At 37.2% G+C, this 23,719-nt stretch carries 25 protein-coding genes; 13 read left to right on the forward strand and 12 right to left on the reverse strand.

The window, feature by feature from the left end; all coding sequences use genetic code 11:
* Position 1 precedes the first annotated feature (1 nt).
* Complete coding sequence (locus ACJVDK_RS04620; RefSeq protein ID WP_443939122.1) at positions 2–1,411, forward strand: FAD-binding oxidoreductase; 1,410 nt, start codon at positions 2–4, stop codon at positions 1,409–1,411.
* Positions 1,412–1,447: 36 nt separating this feature from the next.
* On the opposite strand, the gene ACJVDK_RS04625 is transcribed toward ACJVDK_RS04620, so the two are convergent.
* The gene (locus ACJVDK_RS04625; protein WP_443939123.1) at positions 1,448–1,939 is read right to left on the reverse strand and encodes an acyl-CoA thioesterase; all 492 of its coding nucleotides are present in this window, start codon (positions 1,937–1,939) and stop codon (positions 1,448–1,450) included.
* 69 nt (positions 1,940–2,008) lie between these two features.
* Here ACJVDK_RS04625 and ACJVDK_RS04630 point away from each other — a divergent pair, with 69 nt between their 5' ends.
* Positions 2,009–2,443: an Hsp20/alpha crystallin family protein gene (locus ACJVDK_RS04630; protein WP_443939124.1), complete on the forward strand. Its 435-nt coding sequence runs from the start codon at positions 2,009–2,011 to the stop codon at positions 2,441–2,443.
* Positions 2,444–2,599: 156 nt separating this feature from the next.
* Positions 2,600–3,916: a nicotinamide mononucleotide adenylyltransferase gene (locus ACJVDK_RS04635; protein WP_443939125.1), complete on the forward strand. Its 1,317-nt coding sequence runs from the start codon at positions 2,600–2,602 to the stop codon at positions 3,914–3,916.
* Positions 3,917–3,937: 21 nt separating this feature from the next.
* Here ACJVDK_RS04635 and ACJVDK_RS04640 read toward each other — a convergent pair whose 3' ends face one another.
* A complete protein-coding gene (locus ACJVDK_RS04640) occupies positions 3,938–4,963 on the reverse strand; it encodes a S66 peptidase family protein (RefSeq protein ID WP_443939126.1) in 1,026 nt (341 codons plus the stop codon).
* A gap of 324 nt (positions 4,964–5,287) precedes the next feature.
* Entirely contained in the window at positions 5,288–5,464 is a 177-nt protein-coding gene (locus ACJVDK_RS04645) for a hypothetical protein (protein WP_443939127.1), read from the reverse strand.
* A gap of 273 nt (positions 5,465–5,737) precedes the next feature.
* Here ACJVDK_RS04645 and ACJVDK_RS04650 point away from each other — a divergent pair, with 273 nt between their 5' ends.
* Positions 5,738–7,039, forward strand: a complete 1,302-nt coding sequence (locus ACJVDK_RS04650; protein WP_443939128.1) for a DEAD/DEAH box helicase — start codon at positions 5,738–5,740, stop codon at positions 7,037–7,039.
* A 74-nt stretch (positions 7,040–7,113) separates the two neighbouring features.
* On the opposite strand, the gene ACJVDK_RS04655 is transcribed toward ACJVDK_RS04650, so the two are convergent.
* Both ACJVDK_RS04655 and ACJVDK_RS04660 read right to left on the reverse strand, forming a co-directional pair.
* Entirely contained in the window at positions 7,114–7,779 is a 666-nt protein-coding gene (locus ACJVDK_RS04655; RefSeq protein WP_443939129.1) for a YdeI/OmpD-associated family protein, read from the reverse strand.
* 12 nt (positions 7,780–7,791) lie between these two features.
* The gene (locus tag ACJVDK_RS04660; protein WP_443939130.1) at positions 7,792–8,322 is read right to left on the reverse strand and encodes an RNA methyltransferase; all 531 of its coding nucleotides are present in this window, start codon (positions 8,320–8,322) and stop codon (positions 7,792–7,794) included.
* A gap of 122 nt (positions 8,323–8,444) precedes the next feature.
* On the opposite strand from ACJVDK_RS04660, the gene ACJVDK_RS04665 reads away from it, so the two are divergent.
* Entirely contained in the window at positions 8,445–9,494 is a 1,050-nt protein-coding gene (locus ACJVDK_RS04665) for an aldose epimerase family protein (RefSeq protein WP_443939131.1), read from the forward strand.
* Positions 9,495–9,530: 36 nt separating this feature from the next.
* Here ACJVDK_RS04665 and ACJVDK_RS04670 read toward each other — a convergent pair whose 3' ends face one another.
* From ACJVDK_RS04670 to ribD, 4 genes are read right to left on the reverse strand one after another with little or no spacing between them, the layout of a single operon-like run.
* On the reverse strand, positions 9,531–10,391 hold the full coding sequence (locus ACJVDK_RS04670) for a nucleoside phosphorylase (RefSeq protein ID WP_443939132.1): 861 nt from the start codon (positions 10,389–10,391) through the stop codon (positions 9,531–9,533).
* Between the two features lie 34 nt (positions 10,392–10,425).
* Positions 10,426–11,040, reverse strand: a complete 615-nt coding sequence (locus tag ACJVDK_RS04675; RefSeq protein WP_443939133.1) for an IMPACT family protein — start codon at positions 11,038–11,040, stop codon at positions 10,426–10,428.
* A complete protein-coding gene (locus ACJVDK_RS04680; protein WP_443939134.1) occupies positions 11,030–11,899 on the reverse strand; it encodes an EamA family transporter in 870 nt (289 codons plus the stop codon). The genes ACJVDK_RS04675 and ACJVDK_RS04680 overlap by 11 nt, the downstream gene beginning before the upstream one ends.
* Complete coding sequence (gene ribD / locus ACJVDK_RS04685; protein ID WP_443939135.1) at positions 11,900–12,934, reverse strand: bifunctional diaminohydroxyphosphoribosylaminopyrimidine deaminase/5-amino-6-(5-phosphoribosylamino)uracil reductase RibD; 1,035 nt, start codon at positions 12,932–12,934, stop codon at positions 11,900–11,902.
* 96 nt (positions 12,935–13,030) lie between these two features.
* Between ribD and prmC the strand changes: the two genes are divergently transcribed.
* Complete coding sequence (gene prmC, locus ACJVDK_RS04690) at positions 13,031–13,879, forward strand: peptide chain release factor N(5)-glutamine methyltransferase (protein WP_443939136.1); 849 nt, start codon at positions 13,031–13,033, stop codon at positions 13,877–13,879.
* Here the strand turns inward: prmC and xerD are convergent, their stop codons facing one another.
* Positions 13,880–14,779, reverse strand: a complete 900-nt coding sequence (gene xerD / locus ACJVDK_RS04695) for a site-specific tyrosine recombinase XerD (RefSeq protein ID WP_443939137.1) — start codon at positions 14,777–14,779, stop codon at positions 13,880–13,882. It lies immediately after the preceding gene.
* Between the two features lie 61 nt (positions 14,780–14,840).
* On the opposite strand from xerD, the gene aroQ reads away from it, so the two are divergent.
* A complete protein-coding gene (gene aroQ, locus ACJVDK_RS04700; protein WP_443939138.1) occupies positions 14,841–15,263 on the forward strand; it encodes a type II 3-dehydroquinate dehydratase in 423 nt (140 codons plus the stop codon).
* A gap of 75 nt (positions 15,264–15,338) precedes the next feature.
* On the opposite strand, the gene ACJVDK_RS04705 is transcribed toward aroQ, so the two are convergent.
* A complete protein-coding gene (locus tag ACJVDK_RS04705; RefSeq protein WP_443939139.1) occupies positions 15,339–16,352 on the reverse strand; it encodes a glycosyltransferase family 2 protein in 1,014 nt (337 codons plus the stop codon).
* A gap of 280 nt (positions 16,353–16,632) precedes the next feature.
* Between ACJVDK_RS04705 and ACJVDK_RS04710 the strand changes: the two genes are divergently transcribed.
* The 4 genes from ACJVDK_RS04710 (at position 16,633) to bioB (ending at position 20,895) form a co-directional block, all read left to right on the forward strand.
* Complete coding sequence (locus ACJVDK_RS04710; protein WP_443939140.1) at positions 16,633–17,244, forward strand: WbqC family protein; 612 nt, start codon at positions 16,633–16,635, stop codon at positions 17,242–17,244.
* A gap of 2 nt (positions 17,245–17,246) precedes the next feature.
* Positions 17,247–18,368 (forward strand): magnesium/cobalt transporter CorA, encoded by a 1,122-nt coding sequence (gene corA, locus ACJVDK_RS04715; RefSeq protein ID WP_443939141.1) that lies wholly within the window; start codon positions 17,247–17,249, stop codon positions 18,366–18,368.
* A 112-nt stretch (positions 18,369–18,480) separates the two neighbouring features.
* Positions 18,481–19,830 carry a magnesium transporter gene (mgtE, locus tag ACJVDK_RS04720; RefSeq protein WP_443939142.1) on the forward strand — a complete coding sequence of 450 codons (1,350 nt, stop codon included), beginning with the start codon at positions 18,481–18,483 and terminating at the stop codon, positions 19,828–19,830.
* A 63-nt stretch (positions 19,831–19,893) separates the two neighbouring features.
* Entirely contained in the window at positions 19,894–20,895 is a 1,002-nt protein-coding gene (gene bioB, locus ACJVDK_RS04725) for a biotin synthase BioB (protein WP_443939143.1), read from the forward strand.
* A gap of 69 nt (positions 20,896–20,964) precedes the next feature.
* Here bioB and ACJVDK_RS04730 read toward each other — a convergent pair whose 3' ends face one another.
* Positions 20,965–22,161, reverse strand: coding sequence for a pyridoxal phosphate-dependent aminotransferase (locus ACJVDK_RS04730; RefSeq protein WP_443939144.1), 1,197 nt, complete (start codon positions 22,159–22,161; stop codon positions 20,965–20,967).
* 113 nt (positions 22,162–22,274) lie between these two features.
* Here ACJVDK_RS04730 and ACJVDK_RS04735 point away from each other — a divergent pair, with 113 nt between their 5' ends.
* Both ACJVDK_RS04735 and ACJVDK_RS04740 read left to right on the forward strand, forming a co-directional pair.
* Positions 22,275–23,261, forward strand: a complete 987-nt coding sequence (locus tag ACJVDK_RS04735; protein ID WP_443939145.1) for a cation diffusion facilitator family transporter — start codon at positions 22,275–22,277, stop codon at positions 23,259–23,261.
* Positions 23,248–23,691 (forward strand): NUDIX domain-containing protein, encoded by a 444-nt coding sequence (locus tag ACJVDK_RS04740; protein WP_443939146.1) that lies wholly within the window; start codon positions 23,248–23,250, stop codon positions 23,689–23,691. Before ACJVDK_RS04735 ends, ACJVDK_RS04740 begins: the two co-directional genes overlap by 14 nt.
* Positions 23,692–23,719: the final 28 nt, after the last annotated feature.

Consider the following 23,719-nt stretch of genomic DNA (forward strand, 5'->3'; position numbering starts at 1 on the left):
CATGAACTTTACTAAGTTAAATCCACAAATTTTACACGAAATTATTGCTGCTATTGGTGCGGATAACGTATTTAGCGATGCAGAAAGTTTAGAAAATTATTCGCACGATGAAACGGAAGATCTTCGTTATCAACCAGAAGTAGTCGTAAAACCTGCTACGCCAGAACAGGTGTCTGCACTCTTGAAAATTTGTAATGCTTACCAAGTCCCAGTAACGCCGCGAGGAGGTGGAACCGGATTGAGTGGTGCTGCGTTACCTATTTATGGCGGAGTTTCCTTATCTATGGAAAGATTTAAATCGATTATTGATATCGATACAGAAAATTTGCAGGCTACTGTAGAACCAGGGGTCATTACTGAGGTGTTTATTGATACTGTGGCCGAAAAAGGGTTGTTGTACCCCGTAGATCCAAGTAGCAAAGGTTCGTGCTTTATCGGCGGAAATGTTGCGCATGGTTCTGGTGGACCACGCGTGGTAAAGTACGGCACCATTCGGGAGTATATATTAAATTTAGAAGTGGTATTGCCTAATGGCGACATCATATGGACAGGTGCTAACACGTTAAAATATGCATCGGGTTACAATTTAACACAGTTGATGATTGGCTCTGAAGGCACCTTGGCCGTAGTAACAAAAATTGTAACTAAACTGCTTCCAAAACCGCAAAACACGGTTTTGATGTTAGGTTCTTTCAGTACCAACGAACAGGCATGCGCAGCTGTTTCAGCTATTTTTAGAGCAGGTGTAAGTCCTTCGGCGCTTGAATTTATGGAACGAAAAGGAGTGGAGTGGGTAATTCAATACGATGATATTAAATTTGATCTGAAAGATGATGTTAAAGCCTTGCTATTAATCGAATTCGATGGTGATGATTTAGACGATATCTTTAAAAATTGCGAAAAAACAAATATCGTATTAGAAGAACACGGTTGTACAGATGTACTATTTGCGGATACAGCCCAACAAAAGGAAGATTTGTGGCGTATGCGTAGAACCATGGCTGAATCGGTAAAATCTAATTCCGTATACAAAGAGGAGGATACGGTAGTTCCGCGGGCGGCTTTACCAAAATTGGTTAACGGTATAAAAGCGATTGGAAACCGATATGGTTTTGAAAGTATTTGTTACGGCCATGCTGGCGACGGAAATTTACACGTAAACATTATAAAAGCAGGTATGAGCGATGAGGATTGGAACACGAAACTCAAAGACGGCATAAAGGAAATATTTGAATTAACCCGCGATTTGGGAGGAACCATTTCGGGAGAACATGGTATCGGCTTGGTTCAGAAAGAATTCATGTCAATCAAATATTCAGAAATTCATTTGAATTTGATGCGCGGGATTAAACAAATTTTTGACCCGAAAGGGATTTTAAATCCAGGGAAAATTACCCCAGATGTAAATTAATTTCGAGCGCTGGAGCCGGTTAACCTGTTCCAGCATTTATTCTGCTTTTATTTGATCAAAACTGATCATTTTCTCACGCTCAGCCGCGGGTATTGCCGTTGGCTTTTTTGTTTTGTAATCTACAGCGATACAAACTGTTTTCCCCTTGCTGCAAATGACTTCTTTATTCGCTTGTACTTTTACCAGTTGATATTCCAAGTCGAAGCTACTCGTGCCTACGCGCGAAGTTTTTACATAAATCACAATCTTATCTTTCGGTAAAATGGGTAAAATGTAGTCAATTTGCGCATGTGCAATCACAATCCCTGTCGCTTGCCAATCCCAATGAATAATCTCTTCCCAATATTTTGTTCGGGCAATTTCTAAATAGGTAAAGTATATGGAATTGTTCACATGCCCCATTAAGTCGAAATCAATGAACCGTAAATGGATGTTGGTTTTATAGTTGAATTTGTCTGAAAAGCTTCGTAATTCAGACAATTTGTCATTTGATTTTGCTTTACTACGCCATAATGTCTTTAAAATCATGTATATTTTGCTTTGGTATGTAAGTTGAATACTGGTTATTATCAATTTAAAAATTAAAAAAATTAAGATATGACACTCGTAAAATTTAACAACAGAACGCGCAACACAGCTCCATACTTTAACAATGTATTCGATAATTTGTTTAGTGACGCATTAATTAAAAACAGTGCAATTGACAAATCACCAAACGTGAATGTAAGTGAGCACGAAAATGGATTTCTAATTGAAATTGCTGCCCCTGGATTAAAGAAAGAAGACTTTCATTTAACCGTTAAAAAAGAAACGTTATCGGTTTGGGCAGAAGTGAAAGCTGATGAGAAAGCGGCAACGAAAGATTATTCACGTAAAGAATTTGATTACAGCTCGTTTGCTCGTTCATTTAATTTACCTGAATCTGCTGACAGCGATAAAATTTCAGCAGAATATAAAGACGGAATTTTATCAATCACCATCAACAAAAAAGATGGTTCGAAATTAGAACATAAAGAAATTGTAGTGGCGTAATTACGTCGCTAGAATAGTAGGTTTTTCATAATGGTTTAGGTTTGAAAGGGTAACATCGGATGGTGTTACCCTTTCTATTTACAAGCTTCACTATCTAGATTGATTTTATATTAGAATCCAATTTATGCAGCACTCAATTTTTCGTACTTTTGCGCTATGGAAAAGGAAATTCTAGATACTAAGCGTAAAGCCTTAAACATTAATTTGAATCCTATTATTTATGGAACTTTTGCCGAAATAGGTGCAGGACAAGAAGTTTCAAGAAATTTTTTTAATGCTGGTGCTGCCTCTGGAACGGTTGCAAAAACCATGTCGGCTTACGATATGACTTTCAGTGATGCCATTTATGGAGCAGAAGCATCTGGTCGCTATGTAAGTCAAAACCGCTTAATTCAAATGCTCGACCACGAGTTTGGCTTATTGAATGAGCGCTTATCTGGAGAGAAATACGATAATCATACTTTTTTTGCCTTTGCCAATACGGTAACAACGTTAAATTACAAGCGTACTAACGAGCCACATGGCTGGGTTGGTATTCGTTTTCAAAACGAACCTGGTGGATTACCCAATGAAATTTATTTCCATGTTCGCTTATTAGATACGGACGTGAATATGCAACAGCGCGTTTTGGGTATTATTGGTGTAAATTTGGTGTACGCAGCCTTTTATTACAACTCAAATCCAAAATTAATGGTCGAATCACTGGCTGATAATTTAACCATTGGTTCTGTAGAAATCGACTTAATTTCAGTGAAAGGACCTGCCTTCCCGGATGTCAACAACATTTTATTGAATCTGTACATGATTACAAAGGATTTTTCTGCTGCAGCAATTTTTGATGCAGATACGCATCCACGCCAGGCAAAAGACCTTTTGTATAAAAAAGATATCATGATTTTACGTACCAAGTACGGACAAAAATCAAATCCAAATTTCCATTTATTTAATAAAGCTACCGAGCAATTTATACGTACCAACCAGGTTGATGAAAGCAATTTGGCCGTTATGATTGAGGTGCTACTAACGAATGTTTTAAACGATTCGCAAGATGAACCGGATGAAAAAGAACTTTTAGCTATTGCAAAACGTACGCAAGACATGTGCGAAACCGGAAACAGTGTTATTGTTTCTAACTTTGCCCGTCATAATCGTTTAGCAAAATACTTGGCTAGATGCAAGCCAAAGAGTATTGGACTGGCCACAAACATCAACAACTTAAAGTTTGTTTTTAACCCTGCAAACTTCAAGGGAGAAAACTATTCAGGTCAATTATTAAGCTACGTAAACGATATGTTCAATACCAATGTTCGTTTGTTTGCGTATCCGTTTTTAGATAAAAAAACCAATCAGGTTATCACTACATCGAACATGCCATTAACCCCAGAAACCAAACCTTTATTTGATTTCTTGTTGGTAAACGGCTACATCACCGATGTACAAGATTATAAAGAAGAGGAAGTTAAAACAGCTTAAGAACAGCTGTTTTAACGTTTTCTAAACTTCTGCTAAAACGCTTCCCGTTTCGTCAACAGTTAAAGTATGCTTTACGCCACACTTTAATGCGAAGTTATTGCGTTGATGTCCCACCGGAAAATCGAAGGCGATAGGGTAGTTGTATTCTTTCACTTTTTCTACCACAATTTCGTAAACGGTTTTACCAAATTCTTCGCCTGCATCATCGGGTTTTAATTTAAAACCACCTATAATTAAACCCTTTAAGTGACTTAACTTACCACTTCTCTTTAAGTTAAAAAACATTCTATCGAGGCTATACAGGTATTCGCCTGTATCTTCAACAAACAAAATTTTCCCCTTCGTATCCAAGTCTGAATCACTTGCAGCCAGGGTTTCAATGATACTCAAATTACCACCAACCAACGGAGCTTCTGCTGTTCCCATTCGATTCTGCATTACCGGAGCTGCAGTATAGCGCATGGGATTTCCCATTAAAGCATTTTTGATAGACAAAATGGTATCTACTTGAATAGGTTCTGCTTTTGACCAATCGCTTGGAAAGCTGTTGCACATTTTGGAATGTATAGAAGCAATCTGATAATTTTTAGCTAAATGACAATGAAGTACCGTAATATCACTAAAACCAATTATCCATTTCGGGTTATTTTTAAATTTTGAAAAATCGAGTTGATCGATGATTCGGACAAAACCATAACCTCCACGTGCACACATAATAGCCTGAACTGAAGGGTCATCGAGCATGGCTTGAAAATCTGTTAAGCGCTCTTCATCGGTGCCACCATAGGTAAAATCGCGCTTGCCGATGGTGTTTCCCCATTTTATTTTTAATCCCCAACTTTCCATTTGTAAAATGGATGGCTGAACATCTTCCACAGAAATATAGCCCGCAGGACTGGTAATTCCGATGGTGTCGCCACTTTTTAGATAGGGGGGTATTTTAAATCCGTAAGTACGTTCTGGAGCCGAAACACCTGCAAGACTTTTAAATGCAGGCAATAAGGTTGTTGCTGCTGCCAAAGAGGATAGAAAATATTTTCTGTTCATGAAATTGATAAAAATATGCAGCGAATATAGTATTTTATGTTGCTTGTAAATACAAAAAGGGATCTATATCCATAAATCCCTTTTTTAAACCAAACAAATTAATGTGAAAAGATTAGTATAATCTATCAAAGTCAATAACATCTTAGAAAAAAGATTGTTTTAAAAATGTTGAGATTATTTATCGAAAGCATTCATTTTTAAGAATTAAGGCTACCTTTTCAAGTAGCCTTAACAACACACAACAATAGTATTATTTCAAGCCTTAGCTGAAATAACGGGAATCAAATTTCTTCTACATTTTAACCAATGTTTATTTTAACTGTTTTAAGATGCGATAATGGATTCTTCAGAGGCATCTTTATTCTTTTGTTCATTGTTTAATTCTGTGTAAATATCTGTTGTTGAAAATGCGCTTTTAGCCGTGCTTTGCTCATTTTCATTCATTATCGGTTTTACAACCGGATAATCTTCGATTGCTGGAAATTGAAAGTATAAGGACATGTTTAATAGGTTTCTAGAGGTAACAACCATTTTTCAAGTTTGTTTATTTTTTTTAAATTTTAATAAGGCAGCTTTGTTGCTTTTTGCTTTATCCGATGTAACTAAACCTGATTGAGCCATGGAACCCGAATGAGGCACGAATGAGGTGATTGGCGAAAGCAGGACTGGCGGATTGGTAGCACAACGGAACTTTCATTTCCTAATCCTTAGTAGATGATGTAAAAGCTAATTTTTTTAAGGATATTTGCATTTCGATATTTTAAATTAAGAATTGTGTCTTTAGATAAATTAAAACTTAGCAAGCCATTGGTTGCTGCCATGACTGATGCCGGATTTCTAGCGCCGAAAGAGATTCAAGTGAAAATGATGTCGCGTATTTTAGGTGGACAAGATGTGATTGGTGTAGGACCAGAGGGCTGTGGAAAGACCACTACCTATGTTTTGGCTACCTTGATGAAACTAAAATATGCTTTTGAGGAGGCGCCAAGAGCGTTGATTTTGGTTCCGGATATAGAGCATGTGGATGCGGTGTTGGATCAATTTAAGTTGTTAAACAGAAATAACACTTTTCGTATTTTGGGTATCGACAGTCGTGGTACGATTGAAAACCAAATGAATGAAATTACAGATGGTTGCGATATTATTGTAGCCGTTCCAGACCGTGCACGCGCGCTTTACTTGAAATTGGCTTTAAACACGAATAAAATTCAGTTGTTTATCGTCGATAATGCGGAGTTAATTATCAAGAAAGGCTTGCAGTTACCGGTTGCCGAATTGGCCAATAGTGCCTATAAATCTCAGCATGTGGTGTTTAGCGAGGTGGTTCACGAGAAATTTAATCATTTAGTAGCTCCGTTTATGAAAGATTCGGCAGTTACCATTGAAGTTGATGAAATTGGCGAGCCACAGGCTGAAGTATACCCACAAATGCTGTATCAGGTGCCTAATTTTAGAACGAAGCTTAATTTATTGACGTTGTTAATGGATGATGCAGATTTCTTTGATAAGGTGGTGATTTTTGTGAACACGCGCTTAACTGCACAAACGGTCTACAAGAATTTTAATCGTTCAAAAGAAGGCGAAATAAGCATTTATAGACCTTTGTTTTTTGATGATGCAGGTTACGATGAAGTATCAGACTTTATTGAGAACCCAAATGCCCGTATTCTGATTGTAGCAAATGAAAATGCGGCCGATGTTGATGGAAAGGGCATTCCTTTTATCTTACATTTCGAACTACCAGAGCAAAAAGAAACGCTTATAAAACGTGTTATAAAACAAGGCGATAGCGAAGTAATTACTTTAACGTTTGCCACGGATATTGAATTGGCAGAAGTGAAGAAAATTGAACAAGCCATTGGACAAAAAATGGAAGTGATAGAGCTGCCCGAGGATTTAAAAATTGTAGATGCTGCTTCTGCTAAACCGAAAAAGAAAAAGTCTGACGACGAGGAAGATAAATCGGAGCGAGGCGCTGCTTTTCATGAGAAGAAAGCAAGTAACGTAAAAAATTACAATTATAGCGCAGGTGCCAAGGCAAAAATGACCTATAAAAAGAAAAAAGGACTTTCATAAATCCATACGAAAGAAGGCCAAAAAAACTCAATCGATGTTTTTTTGGCCTTTTTGTTTGTATAAGAAACTTGCCGTTAATTTTTATCAGTAGGATTTTTTTTCTTGCTTAACAGCATCTGAATCATCTTTTCTATCCGCACTATTCTTGTTTTCCCCTGTTTGGCGGTAACAATCCATAGCACATATTCCTTTCTGTGTGAATAGGCTAAGCCCTGATAAAAATCCAATGCTCCAGGGTGATGACTCAAAGCTTCAGCCAAATAATCAGGTAATATAACAGTTTTCTTTTGCACATCGATATAGCGCGCTAATTCATTTTTTTGAATATCTTCGTTACACGTGCCGGATGCTTTTATGGCGGTAATAAATTTTAGCCGTAGAGCCGTCCACACTTCGTTTATGGCGGCAGATGCACACGGGCTAATCCCAAACTGATCGAGATTTTTCCAGGTTTCCATACTATCTAAATCACTGGAAAGTTTAGCTGCTTTTTTAGGAAAAATGATCCAAAAAACCGTTTTTTCATTTATTTTACTTCGGTTTTCGTTAACCAATTTATACAAGACTTCTTTACTTGTAGCGAAAGCTAGTAAGGCTTGAAAGGAAGTCGGAGCACCGTAATCTAATTGAATGTTTGATGGGATATCGCCAAAAATAGCCAGTATATTTTCGGTTGCATTTTCAATTTTAACGGTATATCCCGGTTTAATTTGGAGTTTCTTTAGCAGCGCATTTTCCATACCTGAAGGCAACTATAATCTTAATTTAGCAAAGAAGTCCCAAAATACAATTCCCGCAGAAATCACAATATTAAAAGAGTGTTTAGTTCCAAATTGCGGTATTTCAATGCATTCATCAATTTTTTTCATCACCTCATCGCTCACACCATCCACTTCGTTTCCAAAAATTAACGCATACTTTTTAGTTTGATCAGGCATAAAGGTGTTCAGCATGGTACTGTTCTCGGCTTGTTCAATGGCTACGATTTCATATCCCTGAGCTCTTAATGCCTCGACAGCCGCTGTGGTATCCTCGAAATATTCCCAAGTAACTGATTGAGTGGCGCCCAAAGCCGTTTTTTCAATTTCCCGGTGCGGTGGTTTAGCCGTTATACCACATAACACTACTTTTTCCAGTGCAAATCCATCAGCCGTACGAAAAATAGAACCAATGTTGTGCATGCTTCTTACATTATCTAAAACTGCTACTACGGGTAATTTCTCTTGTGCTTTAAAGGTTTCTATGTCTGCACGATTTAACTCGTCTAATTTTAATTTCCTCATTTTTCTGTAGGTCGCATTTTAATGAAAGGACCGAAATTATGTTATTATTTTAAGAATACAGTTTACGAAAGCAAACAATAATGGTATGTTTGTTCAGTAATAAAAAATCAAAGTTACACTTTATGAGCGTACAGCAAATACCAACTGGATATATTATTGATGATACTGAAGTTATTGCCGTTGAATTAAGCAATAGCAAAGGCACCTTGGTTAAACTTTTTACCTATGGTGCTATTTTAAACAAGTTTATTGTTAAAAATGCGAAAGGCGAAATGCAAGATATTGTATTGGGTTTCGATCGTATTGAGGATTATTTCGATCAAGATTATTTGGCTGGATATCCCTATTTAGGAACCATCATTGGACGATATGCCAATCGAATTAAGAATGGTTCATTTGTGGTTGATGGAAAAAACTACCAAGTAGCTCAAAATGCCGGTAAGGATTCGTTGCATGGTGGAATAAATGGTTTTGATAAAAAGAATTGGGATATTGTAGATTACTCGGAAGAACAAAATTCCGTTACTTTTGAATATGAAAGTGAAGCTGGGGAAGAGAATTATCCAGGGAATTTAGTGGTCGCTTTAACGTTTGAATTAACAGAGAATGATGAGCTTATTTTAAGTTATGAAGCAGAATGCGATGAAGCTACCCCGATTAATCTAACGCACCATGCATATTTCAATTTATCGCCAACAGGTGAGACAGTTGAAAAGCACAAACAACAGATTTTTGCTTCGAATTATTTAGAACAAGATGATAACTTTTCGGTTACGGGTAAATTAATGGAGGTTAAAAATACAGCCTTTGATTTTACCGAAGCGAAAGAAATTGGCCGTGATTGGAATGCTGATACAGGTTACGATCAAACTTTTGTGTTGGATAAGATCTACGGTGATTTATCGCTTGCTAGTAAAACATCGGAAGCGGAGAGTGGTTTAACACTTAGCGTGTACACTACTGAACCCGTAGCGCATTTATATACCTCTAAATATTTGAATGTAAAGAACGGAAAAGCTGGCCGCGATTATCCACCATATAGTGCTTTTTGCATTGAAACCCAGCACCATCCAAATGCTATCAATATTGCTGAATTTCCTTCTACGGTATTGCAACCTGATGAGTTGTATACCCAAACTACTATTTTTAAAGTAGCCCTAAGTACATCATAACAAAAGAGGATGGGAGCTTAAACTCCAAAACATCTTCTATATTCTTTCCAGCACGAGTTGTATCGCTTTTTCAACAATTTGTGCTGGATTTTTGCTAAATTCTTTATTTACTCTACTGGCTAGAATGGCGTTGATGGATAGCGCATTATGCCCCAAAACCTTTGCCAGTGCATAAATACCAGCAGTTTCCATTTCTAAGTTGGTAATATGGGTTCCTTGATGATTAAAAGTACTGATTAAACCAACAAGATCCTTGATTGCGTTCTTTGCACGAACTTGTCTTCCTTGTGGAGCATAAAACCCAGGTGCTGTAATGGTAATGCCTTGTGGTAAATCCTTCCCAATGGTGTTAAGTAAGTCGGTGGAAGCTGCTGTAACATACGGATTTACTTGGTTAATCTCATGAAAATGCGCTTTGACTGCCGATAAAAGATTGGCCTCGTTTAGAGATAAATCTTGCTGATAGAAATTCATTAAAGCATCCATTCCAAGACCGTAGCAAGAAGCCAAAATGGTACCCATTGGTACATCCGTTTGTACAGCCCCCGAAGTACCAACGCGGATGATATTGAGTGATGTTAATTCTTTTTTGATTTCACGTGTATTAAAATCGATATTGACCAAAGCATCTAACTCATTGAAAACAATGTCGATGTTATCAGTCCCGATTCCTGTAGAAAGTACTGTAACACGATTCTTCCCTAAATAACCGGTATGCGTGATGAACTCACGTTTTCCTTTTTTTATCTCAATGGAATCAAAATACTTGCTTACTTCGCTTACACGATCGGGATCACCCACCGTAATTACGGTAGTAGCCACATCCTCCGGCAATAAATTTAAATGATAAACGCTTCCATCGGGGTTAATAATCAAGTCGCTTTCAGCTATTTTCATAGGTATAATACGTTAGCAATAAAGAGAAAATCTCTTAATTGGTAGCAAGATACGTTAATTTTAGATTTTCTATTTTATCAAATTTATTTATTACCGCATTGAGTTGTGCTTTACGAATTTCGAAATGCAGCAGGCACTGTGTATTGAAATCTTGCTTTAAAATTGTGATATTTTCATCTTTTACAACCTTCATTACATCGTTCATCTGAAGATATTCAAATTGAACTTCATACACATCATTAACGGTTTTATTGATTACTTCAGCTTCTTTAATCGCTTCTAAACTAGCATGCTTATACGCGTTAATTAAACCCGGAACACCCAATAAAGTACCACCAAAATACCGTACCACCACGATGAAGATATTGGTGATATCTGCTGAAAGTAAACAATTTAAAATTGGACGCCCGGCTGTACCAGATGGCTCTCCATCATCGTTCATACGAAAAATAGTTATATCCGGTGTTAAACGGTAAGCATAACAGAAATGCCTTGCTTTAGTGTGTTCTGAACGTAAATGCGCGAGAATGGGCTTTATTTCCTCTTCTGAACGAATGGGATACGCATACGCGATAAATTTACTTCCCTTATCGCGAAAAATCCCTTCTGATGGTCTCGCAATGGTTTTATAGGTATCGTCAAACAGCATACATTTGTGATAAGGTGATTAAAACAACTGCAACTAAAGCCAATACTAAACCAACATAGTTCAATTTAGAAAGCTTCTCTTTAAAAATAAAAATACCAATCAAACTACCAACTACAATTACACCTAAATTCATGGCTGCGAACACGGTAGAAGGATTCTTGGCCATAGCTTGATGGGCTTTTAAATAAAACAAAATATTCCCAAAATTAAATAAGCCTAACACAACACCGCAGGCAATATTAACTAATTGAAGTTTAGCTTTTCCTTGTAGCAGTTTAATTGCCATAATGGCGATAGAAACCACTAGAGACAAGCCAAATACAAGACTTAAAGAGGTTGTGTAAGGAACCGCTTTATACAAGGCTATTTGTTTAAAAAGCACATCAATTAGACCAAATCCAAAAAATACCGCTAAAAGATATAACCAGTTTTGATTTTTACTTTGCTCCGTCGTTGATTTTCGTAGAAACGTAAACAGAATAGCTGCAAAGCCAATAACCAAGCCTGTAATTTTATAGCGATTCAAGTCCTCTTGAAAAATAAAGTATGCCGCTAAAATTGGGATAAAAAGCGATAATCGCTGCGCAATATCCGTTTTAACAATCCCTACATTTTTAACAGATGCTGCCAAAACCAAAAAGATACTGGGTAAAAGAATACCTAATCCGCCATATACCAACCAGGGAGCATCTGATTGAATAGCTGCATACGTAGGTCTAAAAAAAGCAAAACATAAAAGTAAAGCGGTTAAATAATTGAGCGTAACGGCTTGGATAATATTGATTTGATACCGCTTTGCCAACTTTAATAAAATAGCAACAGTAACACTACAAATAACACTTAAAACAATGAATAACATTTAATTATAATGGTTTATATAAATTGATAATTGATCAGAATCAAAAGATATTTCTTCTTTTAAATTGCCATTTAGCTGAGGTGCCAACATTCCATCAGCCCAGCTATTTTTGGAAGTAAATACGCGTGCTTCGTCCCAGAGGTTCGCCTGGATGAATTGATTTAGCATATTCGCGCCACCTTCGATGATAACTGATTGAATATCCATAATATAGAGCTGGAAGGCTATTTTTTGTGGTAAATAGAAATGCATGTCTTCGAGCTGAATGAAATGAATAGTGCCTTCAACGGCCGTTTTAACTTCATTGAAAACAATCGTTTTCGCCTCTTCATTAAATAAATTACTCGCTTGGTCAATCTCCAGATTTTTATCAATAACCAATCGAATAGGGTTCTTTCCAGACCAATTTCGGGTAGTTAAGGAAGGATTATCAATCAAAGCGGTTTGTTTACCCACCAGAATAGCGTCTTCTTCGCTACGCCATTTATGACTTAATCGCTTTGCAACAGGACCTGAAATCCATTTTTGAGCTTTTTCTTTTGCTGCAAAGTAACCATTTGCAGTTTGTGCCCATTTAAGAATGATGTAGGGGCGTTGCTGGTTAATTCGCGTAAAGAAACGACGGTTAACAAAGTTACATGCTTCCTCTAAAACGCCCGTTACCACTTCAATACCAGCATTTTTTAGCTTCTCAATTCCTTTGCCATCTACATTCGAAAAGGGGTCACGATTCCCAATCACAACCTTTTTTAGCGCATGCCTAACGAACAAATCGGCGCAAGGCGGCGTTTTACCAAAATGTGCACAAGGTTCTAAACTTACATAAGCCGTTGCTTGTTTCAAAAGCTGTTCAGCTTCCTCGCCATAGCGGTTAAAAACATCTTTTATCGCATTTGGTTCTGCATGTGCTTCTCCAAATTTTTGATGATAACCTTCTCCTAAAACGATGTCATTCAACACGATTACACAGCCCACCATTGGATTTGGACTCACATTTCCAGCTCCCAATTGTGCTAATTCTAAGCATCTATGCATGTAAAATTCATCGCCCATGGGGCAAAAATACTAAAAAATGACTAGCAAAAAGCCGCTTTTTGAATAGTTACGGTATTAATTCGGTAAATTTGCCGTATGACACTTTTGGCTTTTAAAAAGCAATTCGAATTGGAGCTGAATCACCTTTACGCGCTTGATGAAATTCAAGCCATTTACAGCTTAGCAATTGAAACCTTGTTGAATTTATCTCCCATAGCACAACGCCTAAAAAGCGATGTGGAGCTTTCTGACAACCAAAAAGTACAACTGACAAAGCTCATAGACGCATTGAAAACAGGGGAGCCCATACAGCATATTTTAGGAGAAGCGCATTTCTACCAATTAATCTTTAAGGTAAATAAGAATGTGTTAATTCCACGTCCAGAAACAGAAGAGTTAGTAGATTGGATTTTGACCGATTACAAGCTTTCTGTACCAGCAGATTTAGCCATCCTTGACGTTGGAACCGGTTCAGGTTGCATTCCAATTGCTTTAAAAAAGAATTTACCATTTGCGCAAATAGCTTCCATGGATATTTCGGAAGATGCCCTTTCTATTGCACAACAAAATGCAGCAAAATTACAGACCGAAGTCAATTTTATTCATGCCGATATTTTGACATACAAATCTAAAGGTAAATTTGATATAATCGTTAGTAACCCACCGTATATCAGGAATTTAGAAAAAGAACAGATGCATCAAAATGTGCTCAGTTTTGAGCCTCATTTAGCTTTGTTTGTAGAAGATTATCACCCTTTAGTTTTTTACATAGCGATCACTGATCTGGCGCTTGAATCTTTAAAACCAGATGGTGTTTTATACTTCGAGATAAACGAATATTTAGCTAAAGATATGATTGATATGCTGAATCTTAAAGGATTTAAAAACATTGAATTAAGAAAAGATATTAATGGGAAAGACCGCATGATAAAAGCCTGTAGATAATTACGAGCGGGGATGGAACTGCGTAATTACTTCATGTAGGTATTCGCGGTCGATATGGGTATAAATTTCTGTTGTGGTAATACTGGCATGACCCAACATTTCTTGTACTGCGCGTAAATCGGCGCCTCCTTCAATTAAATGCGTTGCAAAAGAATGACGCAATGTATGCGGACTAATGGTCTTCTTTGAGCCTGATTGCTCCGCAAGGCTTTTAATCAGTGTGAAGATGGAAACCCGCGATAGCTTAGCCCCAAAGCGATTCAAGAAAACATAATCCTCATTTCCTTTTTTGACTTTAACATGTACCCGCACCTGCGTCAGATAAATATCAATCATTTTTAACGCCACGCTTCCAATCGGTACCAGACGTTCTTTATTGCCTTTACCCATAATTTTAACAAACTGTATCTGCGGAAAAATGTTGGATATCTTTAATTCGGTTAGTTCGCTTACCCGCAAACCGCAGCCATACAAGGTTTCAATAATAGCCTTATTGCGCATCCCCTCGGGCTTAGAGGCGTCTATCGCATCAATTAAGCCGTTTATTTCATGAATATTTAATGTGTCGGGCAGCTTTCTACTCAATTTTGGTGATTCAATTAAAGCTAAGGGATTGTTGACAACGACTTCTTCTAAAATTAAAAAAGAAAAAAAAGCTTTTAATCCAGAAATAACACGTGCTTGGGTACTGGCCACCATCCCCAATTCGTTGAGCCAGGAGAGGAATTTCCGAATGTCTTGAATAGAAACACTTGCAAGCGTAGGCTTGGCATTTATAGACAAAAAGTATTGCACAAGTTTTTCAATATCAGACAGATACGCATCAATAGAATTTACTGACAGCGATTTTTCTAACTTCAAATAATCTTTAAATCCTTTAATATATGTTTGCCAAAGCATGGTTTATTTAAGATTTTTTATAACATTGCAACGTTACAACAATTTAATCGAACTATTCAGCATGAAAATACAAATTATTAATGGACCCAATTTAAATTTACTAGGCGTTAGAGAGCCCTCTATTTATGGCAATACCAGTATTGAAACGTACATTAAAGAGCTTCGTGAGGTATATTCCATCGTTGAAATTGAGTATTTTCAAAGCAATGTTGAAGGCGAGTTAATCAATAAATTACATGAAGTTGGTTTTAGCTATGATGGAATTATTTTAAATGCAGGAGGGTATACGCATACTTCAGTAGCTATTGCCGATGCCATTGCTGCGATTAAAACACCGGTTGTTGAAGTGCATATTTCGAATATTTATGCAAGAGAAGAATACCGTCACGTTTCCTTAACCGGAAAGAATTGCCAGGGGGTATTAACCGGCTTTGGTATTCACGGATATCGCTTAGCACTCGAAAGTTTATTACTCAAAAGCTAACGACTTCAACATAACTAGTAAACTCCGATCAGTACGGTTTTGACACGAATTTGAAAACGTGTTAAAACCGACCAATTATTTCAAGTCGGAGAAATATTTAATCTTTTTAATAAAGAAGGCCCATACAACGCTGTTGCTGTAAACGCCGGTATGTTGGAAGTAGGCTTTTTGTTTACTGGTTCTTTTTTTAGCCGTTTTAAAAAGCGCTGTTAAAAAATGCCAATGTCCTTTACTTACCGAAGCAGTAAAGGCAGGTTTTCCACTGAGTAAAAAATGCCACCAGGCTACAAAATCGATACACATGCGTATAAAAATCCTGAAAACGGCATCCGCAGCAGGTAGGTTCTTCTGCATGATAATCAGATTATTCCTAAAATTCAGATACGTTTTAAAGGGATTTTCTGTTTGTAAAGTACCGCCGCCTACATGGTAAACTTCCGCATCAGGGCAATACATCACTTTATAATCTAGGTTTTTTAAACGCCAGCACAAATCAATTTCTTCCATGTGCGCAAACAAATCAGCATCTAAACCGCCAACCTCTCTCCAATAAGCACTTTTGATGAAAAAAGCGGCTCCACTGGCCCAGAAAACTTCTTCTGAATGATTGTACTGACCATTATCCTGTTCGTACACATTAAAAATTCGGCCGCGACAAAAAGGAAAACTAAACCGATCTAAATACCCACCCGCAGCGCCTGCATATTCAAACTGACTTTTATCGCTATACCATTTAATTTTCGGTTGAGCTGCCGCAATTTGAGCATCACTCTCCATTAAATCGATTACTGGCTGAATCCAATTCGGCGTCACTTCAACATCTGAGTTTAGCAAAATGAAATAATCGGCTTCTACTTGTGCTAAAACTTTATTATAGCCACCCGCAAAACCGTAATTAATGTCATTTTGAATAATTTTCACCGATGGAAAATTGTTACGTAGAAATGCTACAGAATCATCCGTGGAAGCGTTATCACCCACCACAATTTGTAAATTATTGTATTTCGAAAGCAAAATACCGGGCAAAAACTGCTCTAAATATCTTTTCCCGTTCCAATTTAATATAACAACAGCTACAGAAGCGTTCATTCAGTTTATTGTATTTTTCCCGTTTTAAACAATGTTTTTATACGCGAAATGTAGTTAATAAGCACCCGCAAAGTGTCTTTGTGATCATCAAACACCAATGGAATGCGCTATTAACCTTTTTGTGTAAAATAAAATTTAAACCTTTTAAGATAATGTAGTAATCTTGCAGAAATTAGCGGTTTTAGCGTTTTATCTGCAAAGGTAAGAACAGCGCTATTCGCAAATTCTTTATTTATTCACTATTTTTAATTAGGTTCCGACTACAAACATAAATTTTCAAATGCAAAATACCGCTATACTTCCGTTATTTTATCTTCCACCGGTGGGTTATTTTAGTTTAATGCAATCACTCGGCGATCAATTTTTGTTAGAAAAATACGAGCACATGCCAAAACAAACCTATCGCAATAGAGCCTCTATTTATTCGCCAAACGGGAAATTAGACATTACAGTTCCTGTGGTAAAAGGCTCTAAGAATCATACCGTACTTAAAGATGTTCGCATTAGTTACGATTATAATTGGCAACGTTTACATTGGTTAAGTTTAGAAAGCTGTTATCGCCGATCGGCCTATTTTGAGTATTATGAAGATGAACTAAATCCTTTCTTCACCAAGAAGTTTGATTTTCTGTTTGATTACAACATGGAGTTGCTGCAATGGCTGACAAAAAAAATGAAAATGACCACAGAGATAAAAGTAACTACCGATTATACTGATTCCCTGTCATCCGATTTAGATTTTCGAGGGATGATGAATCCAAAAAAAGTAGAAGATCGTGTAAACAATAAACCTTATTTTCAAGTTTTTGAAGATAGACATCAATTTTTACCCAATCTAAGCATTGTAGATTTATTGTTCAACCAAGGTCCACAGGCTCGATTATATTTGTAAGCATGGCAAAAAACAAGGCTCGTCACAAGCGCAAGCATTACAATGTACCGCATCCGGGCACAAGTCCGGGAGCATATATCATTGACGATAATGCACTTAAACCCATTATTACGCTTCATACCTATAACGAAAATGCCTATCGTAAGGAGGAATTATCCAATTTAGATCAGCTCGATAAAATTATCAGCGATCCCAATTTTACGTATTGGTTTGATATTAAAGGACTTGGCGACCCGAAACTATTTGAAAACTTAGCTAAAAAACTAAAAGTAAGCCCTTTAGTTTTAGAAGATATTACCAGCTCTTATCAGCGTCCAAAAATGGATGAATACGATGCTGATGATTATCTATTTGCCGTAAGCAGGCATTTATACTTAGGGACAGATAACGAACTTTGCAACGAGCAAATTTCATTTATTTTGACCAAAAATTGTTTATTCAGTATACAAGAAAACTACGACGATTGCTTTGATCCCGTTAGAAAACGGTTGGAACTCGGAAAGGGCAATATCCGCCCAGGAAAAAGCAGTTATTTAATGTATGCCATTATGGATGTCATTGTTGATAGCTATTTCGCGCTACTCAATTTTTGGGGCGAGGAGTTGGATGCTATTGAAGATCGCTTATTTGAAAAACCCGATAAGCACATCATGTACGATACGCAAACGATTAAGCGGTATTTAATTCAGATTCGAAAAGTAGCCTGGCCTGAACGGGATAAGCTAAACGACCTCTTGAGAAGCGAAAATGCACTCATTAGCAATCTAACCAAAACATACCTGAAAGATGCCTACGATCATTGTATTCAGATCATAGATTTTATTGAATCTTTAAAAGAGATTGCTGCTGCAAATATTGATATGAACTTGAATATTGTGAGCAACCGGATGAATGAAATCATGAAGGTACTCACCATTATCTCATCCATTTTTATTCCCTTAACCTTTATTGCGGGAATATACGGAATGAACTTTAGTCGAGAGGATCCGGTAACCGGTAAAATACTGAAGGACAACATGCCCGAACTGTATATGGAACACGGGTATGTATACACCTGGATACTGATGATTGTGATTGTAATTGTTCAAGTACTGTTCTTTATGCGACGTGGTTGGTTCAAGTAAAAGGCACCGTAGCAATACCACGGGGGATTAATTAGTAAAAAATCAATACCTTTAGCAGTCCATTAAGAGATCATCTTTTTCATCCCAAATACCCAACCTAAATTTAAAACGAATGCAATCATTTGAGATCGATAAAAGCGACGTACTAAAAGTTAAAAACGCCATAACAGCGGGGGATGAATCTTTAAAAGAGGTTTTAAGGGAGTATCATGCCTCTGAGATTGCTATTCTTTTTGAACGTTTAAACAAGAATGAACAACAACATATCATTAATATTCTCCCAGCCGAAATCGCTTCTGAAATCATTTCTGAGATGGATGAGGAATCGCACCCGGAGGATTTACTTTTCCAACTTCATCCCGATAAACGTGCAGAAATTGTAGAGGAGCTTGATTATGATGACGCCACAGATATTATCTCGCAATTAGAAGATCATGAACAAAATGAAATTCTTCAGGATTTAAATGAAGAAGATGCGTCAAACATCCGGAATCTTTTAACCTACGACGAGAAAACGGCCGGTGGTTTGATGAACACCGATATCATCTGTGTAAACATTAATTTGTATAAAAAAGATGCCATTGATGAAATTATCCGCCAAAGCGAAGAAATGGAAGAATTTTATACCATTTATGTCGTGGATGATCATGCTGTTTTTAAAGGCGTAGTTTCGTTAAAAGATATCATTAAGGCCAAACATAATGCTAAAATCACTGAATTGGTCAAAATGGATGCTGTTTATGTGTATCCAAACACCGACCAAGAGGAGGTAGCCAATTTAATTTCTCAGTACAACTTAACCAGTATCCCCGTTATTGATAAACACCATAAATTATTGGGTCGGGTAACGTTTGATGATGTTATCGATGTAATGGAAGAAGAAAGCACGGAAGATATCTTAAAGATTTCAGGGGTTTCGGAAGACGAGGAATTAAGTGGTAACTGGCTTGAAGCGGTTAAATCGCGTTTACCTTGGCTGGTTATTAATTTAGCAACGGCATTTTTTGCCTCGAGTGTGGTAAGGTATTTCGATCCAACCATTAAGTTAATTCCTGCTTTAGCAGCATACATGACCATTATTGCGGGTATGGGTGGAAATGCAGCTACACAAGCCTTAGCGGTAACGGTAAGACGTATTTCCTTATACGATTTAAGTGACAATCAAGCCTATAGAACCGTTTTAAAAGAATTTACAGTAGGTTTAATCAATGGTGCAACCAACGGCTTTATCGTATTTATTTTTGCTTGGCTATTTGATGCGAATGCCATGCTTGGATTGGTTATTTTCTTGGCCATGACAGGCAACTTAGTCATTGCTGGTATTACGGGGGCAGGGATTCCATTAATTTTAAAGCGCGTTGGAATTGATCCAGCCATTGCATCATCTATTATTATTACTACTTTTACAGACGTTTTTGGTTTCCTCCTCATATTAGGGTTAGCCAGCAAATTATTATTGTAAAAAATAAATGTGAAGAGAGAAATTCCTATGGAGGATTTTTTAACAAAAGATTCATTAAACAACATGCAAACGACACGACACGACTGGAGCAAAGAAGAAATTTACGAAATATACAACAGACCCTTTTTAGATTTGGTGTATGAAGCTGCTTCGGTACACAGAGCAAATAAAGATTATAACGAAGTTCAAATTAGTTCATTAATTTCTATTAAAACCGGAGGATGTGCCGAGGATTGTTCATACTGTCCACAAGCAGCACGTTATCACACCGATTTAGAAGTTCAGCCCTTAATGCAAGTAGGAGCTGTAGTAAGTGCAGCCGTAAAGGCAAAAGAGGGCGGAGCATCACGTTTGTGCATGGGCGCTGCTTGGCGCGAAGTACGCGATAACCGCGATTTTGATCGCATTATTGAAATGGTAAAGGCTGTAAACGAAATGGATATGGAAGTGTGTTGTACCTTGGGTATGCTTACTGAAAACCAAGCACAACGCTTAGCTGATGCTGGTTTATTTGCCTATAACCATAATTTAGACACATCAGAAGACGATTATAAGCGCATTATTTCCACCCGTACCTACGATGATCGTTTAAACACCATTAAAAACGCTCGTAAAGCAAAATTAACGGTTTGTAGCGGTGGTATTATCGGCTTAGGTGAAACCGTTGAAGATCGTGTTTCGATGTTGCAAACATTAGCCAACATGGATAAACACCCTGAATCGGTGCCGGTTAATGCATTGGTTCCGGTAAAAGGTACGCCACTTGAAAATCAACCGCGTATTCCAATTTGGGACATGGTACGCATGATTGCAACAGCACGCATCGTTATGCCAAATTCTGTGGTGCGTTTATCGGCTGGTAGAAACGAAATGAGCACGCTTGAACAAGCCTTCTGCTTTATGGCGGGAGCAAGTTCAATCTTTGCTGGCGACAAGCTATTAACGACGCCTAATCCTGCTTTTGTAGACGATATGGCTATGTTTGAGCTCTTAGGTTTAAAAACACGTGAGGCCTTTAAAAATGGTCGCCCTGAGAACACGAAATTGAAAGAAGAAATCGCCTAGAATAGATTTCATAGACATAAAAAAACTCGCTAAGGATATTAGCGAGTTTTTTTATGTTTTAAAAGATGGTTAAGCTAATTTAGCCAATGCATCTTTAATTCTTCTTAAGGCTTCTTTCAAGCTCTCATCCGATGCCGCATACGATAAACGGATATAATTGTTATTTCCGAATGAATCGCCACCCACGGTTGCTACGTGTCCTACGTTTAATAAGTACAATGCCAAATCAGATGAATCTTTAATTACATTTCCATTTTCATCTTTTTTCCCGAAGAACGAACTAATTTCAGGGAAGAAATAGAATGCACCATCCGGTAAATTAGTTTTCACACCCGGAATTTCATTTAACAAGTTATACACCAATTCTCTACGACGCAGGAAAGCCTCTTTCATTTCTAATACACTTGCCAAACCTTGCTCGTAAGCAACAATTCCTGCACGTTGTGCAATAGAACAAGTACCAGAAGTAGTTTGCCCTTGTAATTTATCGTTAGCAGCAGCAATTTCTTTACTCGCAGCAATGTATCCTAAACGCCATCCAGTCATGGCAAAAGCTTTAGAAAAGCCATTCACAATTATTACACGCTCTTTTACGCTATCAAATTGTGCAATTGATTCATGTTGATCGACAAAATTAATGTGCTCATAAATCTCATCCGATAAGATGAAAATATTCGGATATTTTTCAAACACCTTAACCAAAGCAGCTAATTCAGCTTTGCTGTATACCGAACCTGTTGGGTTGCAAGGCGATGAAAACATAAATAGCTTCGTGCGCGGTGTAATCGCAGCTTCTAATTGCTCAGGTGTGATTTTGAAATCGCTCTCAATATCGGTATCAATGAAAACCGATTTCCCCTCAGCAAGTGTTACCATTTCTGAGTATGAAACCCAATACGGAGTAGGAATAATGACTTCATCACCTGGATTAATTAAGGTCAAAATAACATTGGATAGCGATTGCTTAGCGCCTGTTGAAACCACGATTTGCGATACATCGTAATCCAAATTATTTTCAGTTTTAAGTTTATTCACAATTGCTTGACGCAAATCTGGATATCCTGGAACAGGAGAATAGCGCGTAAAATTGTCATCTAATGCCTTTTTTGCAGCATTTTTTACATGTTCTGGAGTGTTAAAGTCTGGCTCGCCTACGCTTAAGCTAATTACATTAATGCCTTTCGATGCTAATTCGCGACCTAATTTAGTCATTTTTAGGGTTGCAGATTCTGAAAGGTTGTTGATACGGTCTGATAAGATGCTCATGGTTAATTACTTTGAACGCAAATATATAAACCAAATATTATTCTGCACTAAAAAAGCATCTTTTTTCTCATTAAATTTATAGTATAAGCGTAAATTTGCAAAAATTAAAAGCCGTGCCAGTAAAAAAAAGAGCAATTATTATTTCATTATTGGTGAGTGTTATATTGATGCTTGCTAAATTCTCTGCTTATTTTTTGACTGAATCGAATGCAGTTTTAACAGATGCCGCTGAGAGCATCATTAATGTTATTGCCGGAACATTTGCTTTCTACAGTGTTTACCTAAGCACGCAGCCCAAAGACGAAAATCATCCCTACGGGCATGGTAAGGTAGAATATTTCTCTGCCTTTGTTGAAGGCATACTAATTTTAATTGCAGGTATAATCATTATTTGTAAATCCATTTACAACATCATTTATCCACATCAAATAGGCAACTTATTGATGGGAACCCTGATTATAGGCCTTTCTGGTTTGATCAATTTTTTTGTTGGTATATATCTCATCCGTGTGGGTAAAGCGCAACACTCGGTTACTTTGGTTGCCGATGGCAAACATTTACTGACAGATACATACACCAGTGGAGCCATTATTTTGGGCTTAATTCTCATCCAAGCAACTAACATCCTTTGGTTAGATAGTATCATTTCCGTGGCTGTAGGCTTGTATATTATCTATTCCGGATATTCCTTAACACGTGGCTCTGTTGCCGGATTAATGGATGAAAGTGATTTTACATTGGTAGAAGAGGTGGTTACTGTTTTGCAAAACAACAGGCATAATCCCTGGATTGATGTACATAATTTACGCACGCAACAATATGGATTTGAGTTTCATATTGATTGTCACGTGACATTGCCATATTATTTCGACTTAAATAAAGTGCATAAAGAAATCTCGCAAATTGGCGAGCTAATCAATGCCAATGGTGTTCGTCAGGCAGAAATGTTCATTCATGCCGATCCATGTTTACCAGAATGTTGTCACTATTGTAAAATGAGCGAATGCGCAGTAAGATCAGAACCTTTCAAAACTGAAATTATTTGGACTCCTGAAATTGTCATAAAAAATAAAAAACACTTCGAAAATGAGCTACTTTAATGTTCGGGTTTACGGTTTACTAATCAATCAAAAAAATGAGGTATTGGTAAGCGATGAAGAAGAATACGGTTTCCGGTTTAGCAAATTCCCTGGCGGTGGTTTAGAACTTGGCGAAGGTTTGATTGATGGATTAAAACGCGAATTCTTAGAAGAATGCAACGCCGAAGTGGAAATTATTAGCCATTTCTATACGACAGATTTTTATGAAAAATCATCGTTTAACGATAGCCAAGTTATTAGTGTTTATTACCTAGTTAAAGAACTGGAACCACTACCAATCAATTTTAAAACTAAAATATATGATTTTGATACAACAGGAGAAATCTTACAGGCTTTCCGTTGGGTAGATATTCAAACGTTAAACATCAATGAAATCACTTTTAAAACCGATAAAACGGTTGCCTCAATACTAAAGAATACATTTAAATAAGACTCTTAAATAACAATAAATTAACAAA

Origin of the sequence: Pedobacter paludisoli (assembly GCF_052344095.1) — a bacterium.
In the GTDB taxonomy this organism is placed as follows: Bacteria; Bacteroidota; Bacteroidia; order Sphingobacteriales; family Sphingobacteriaceae; genus Pedobacter.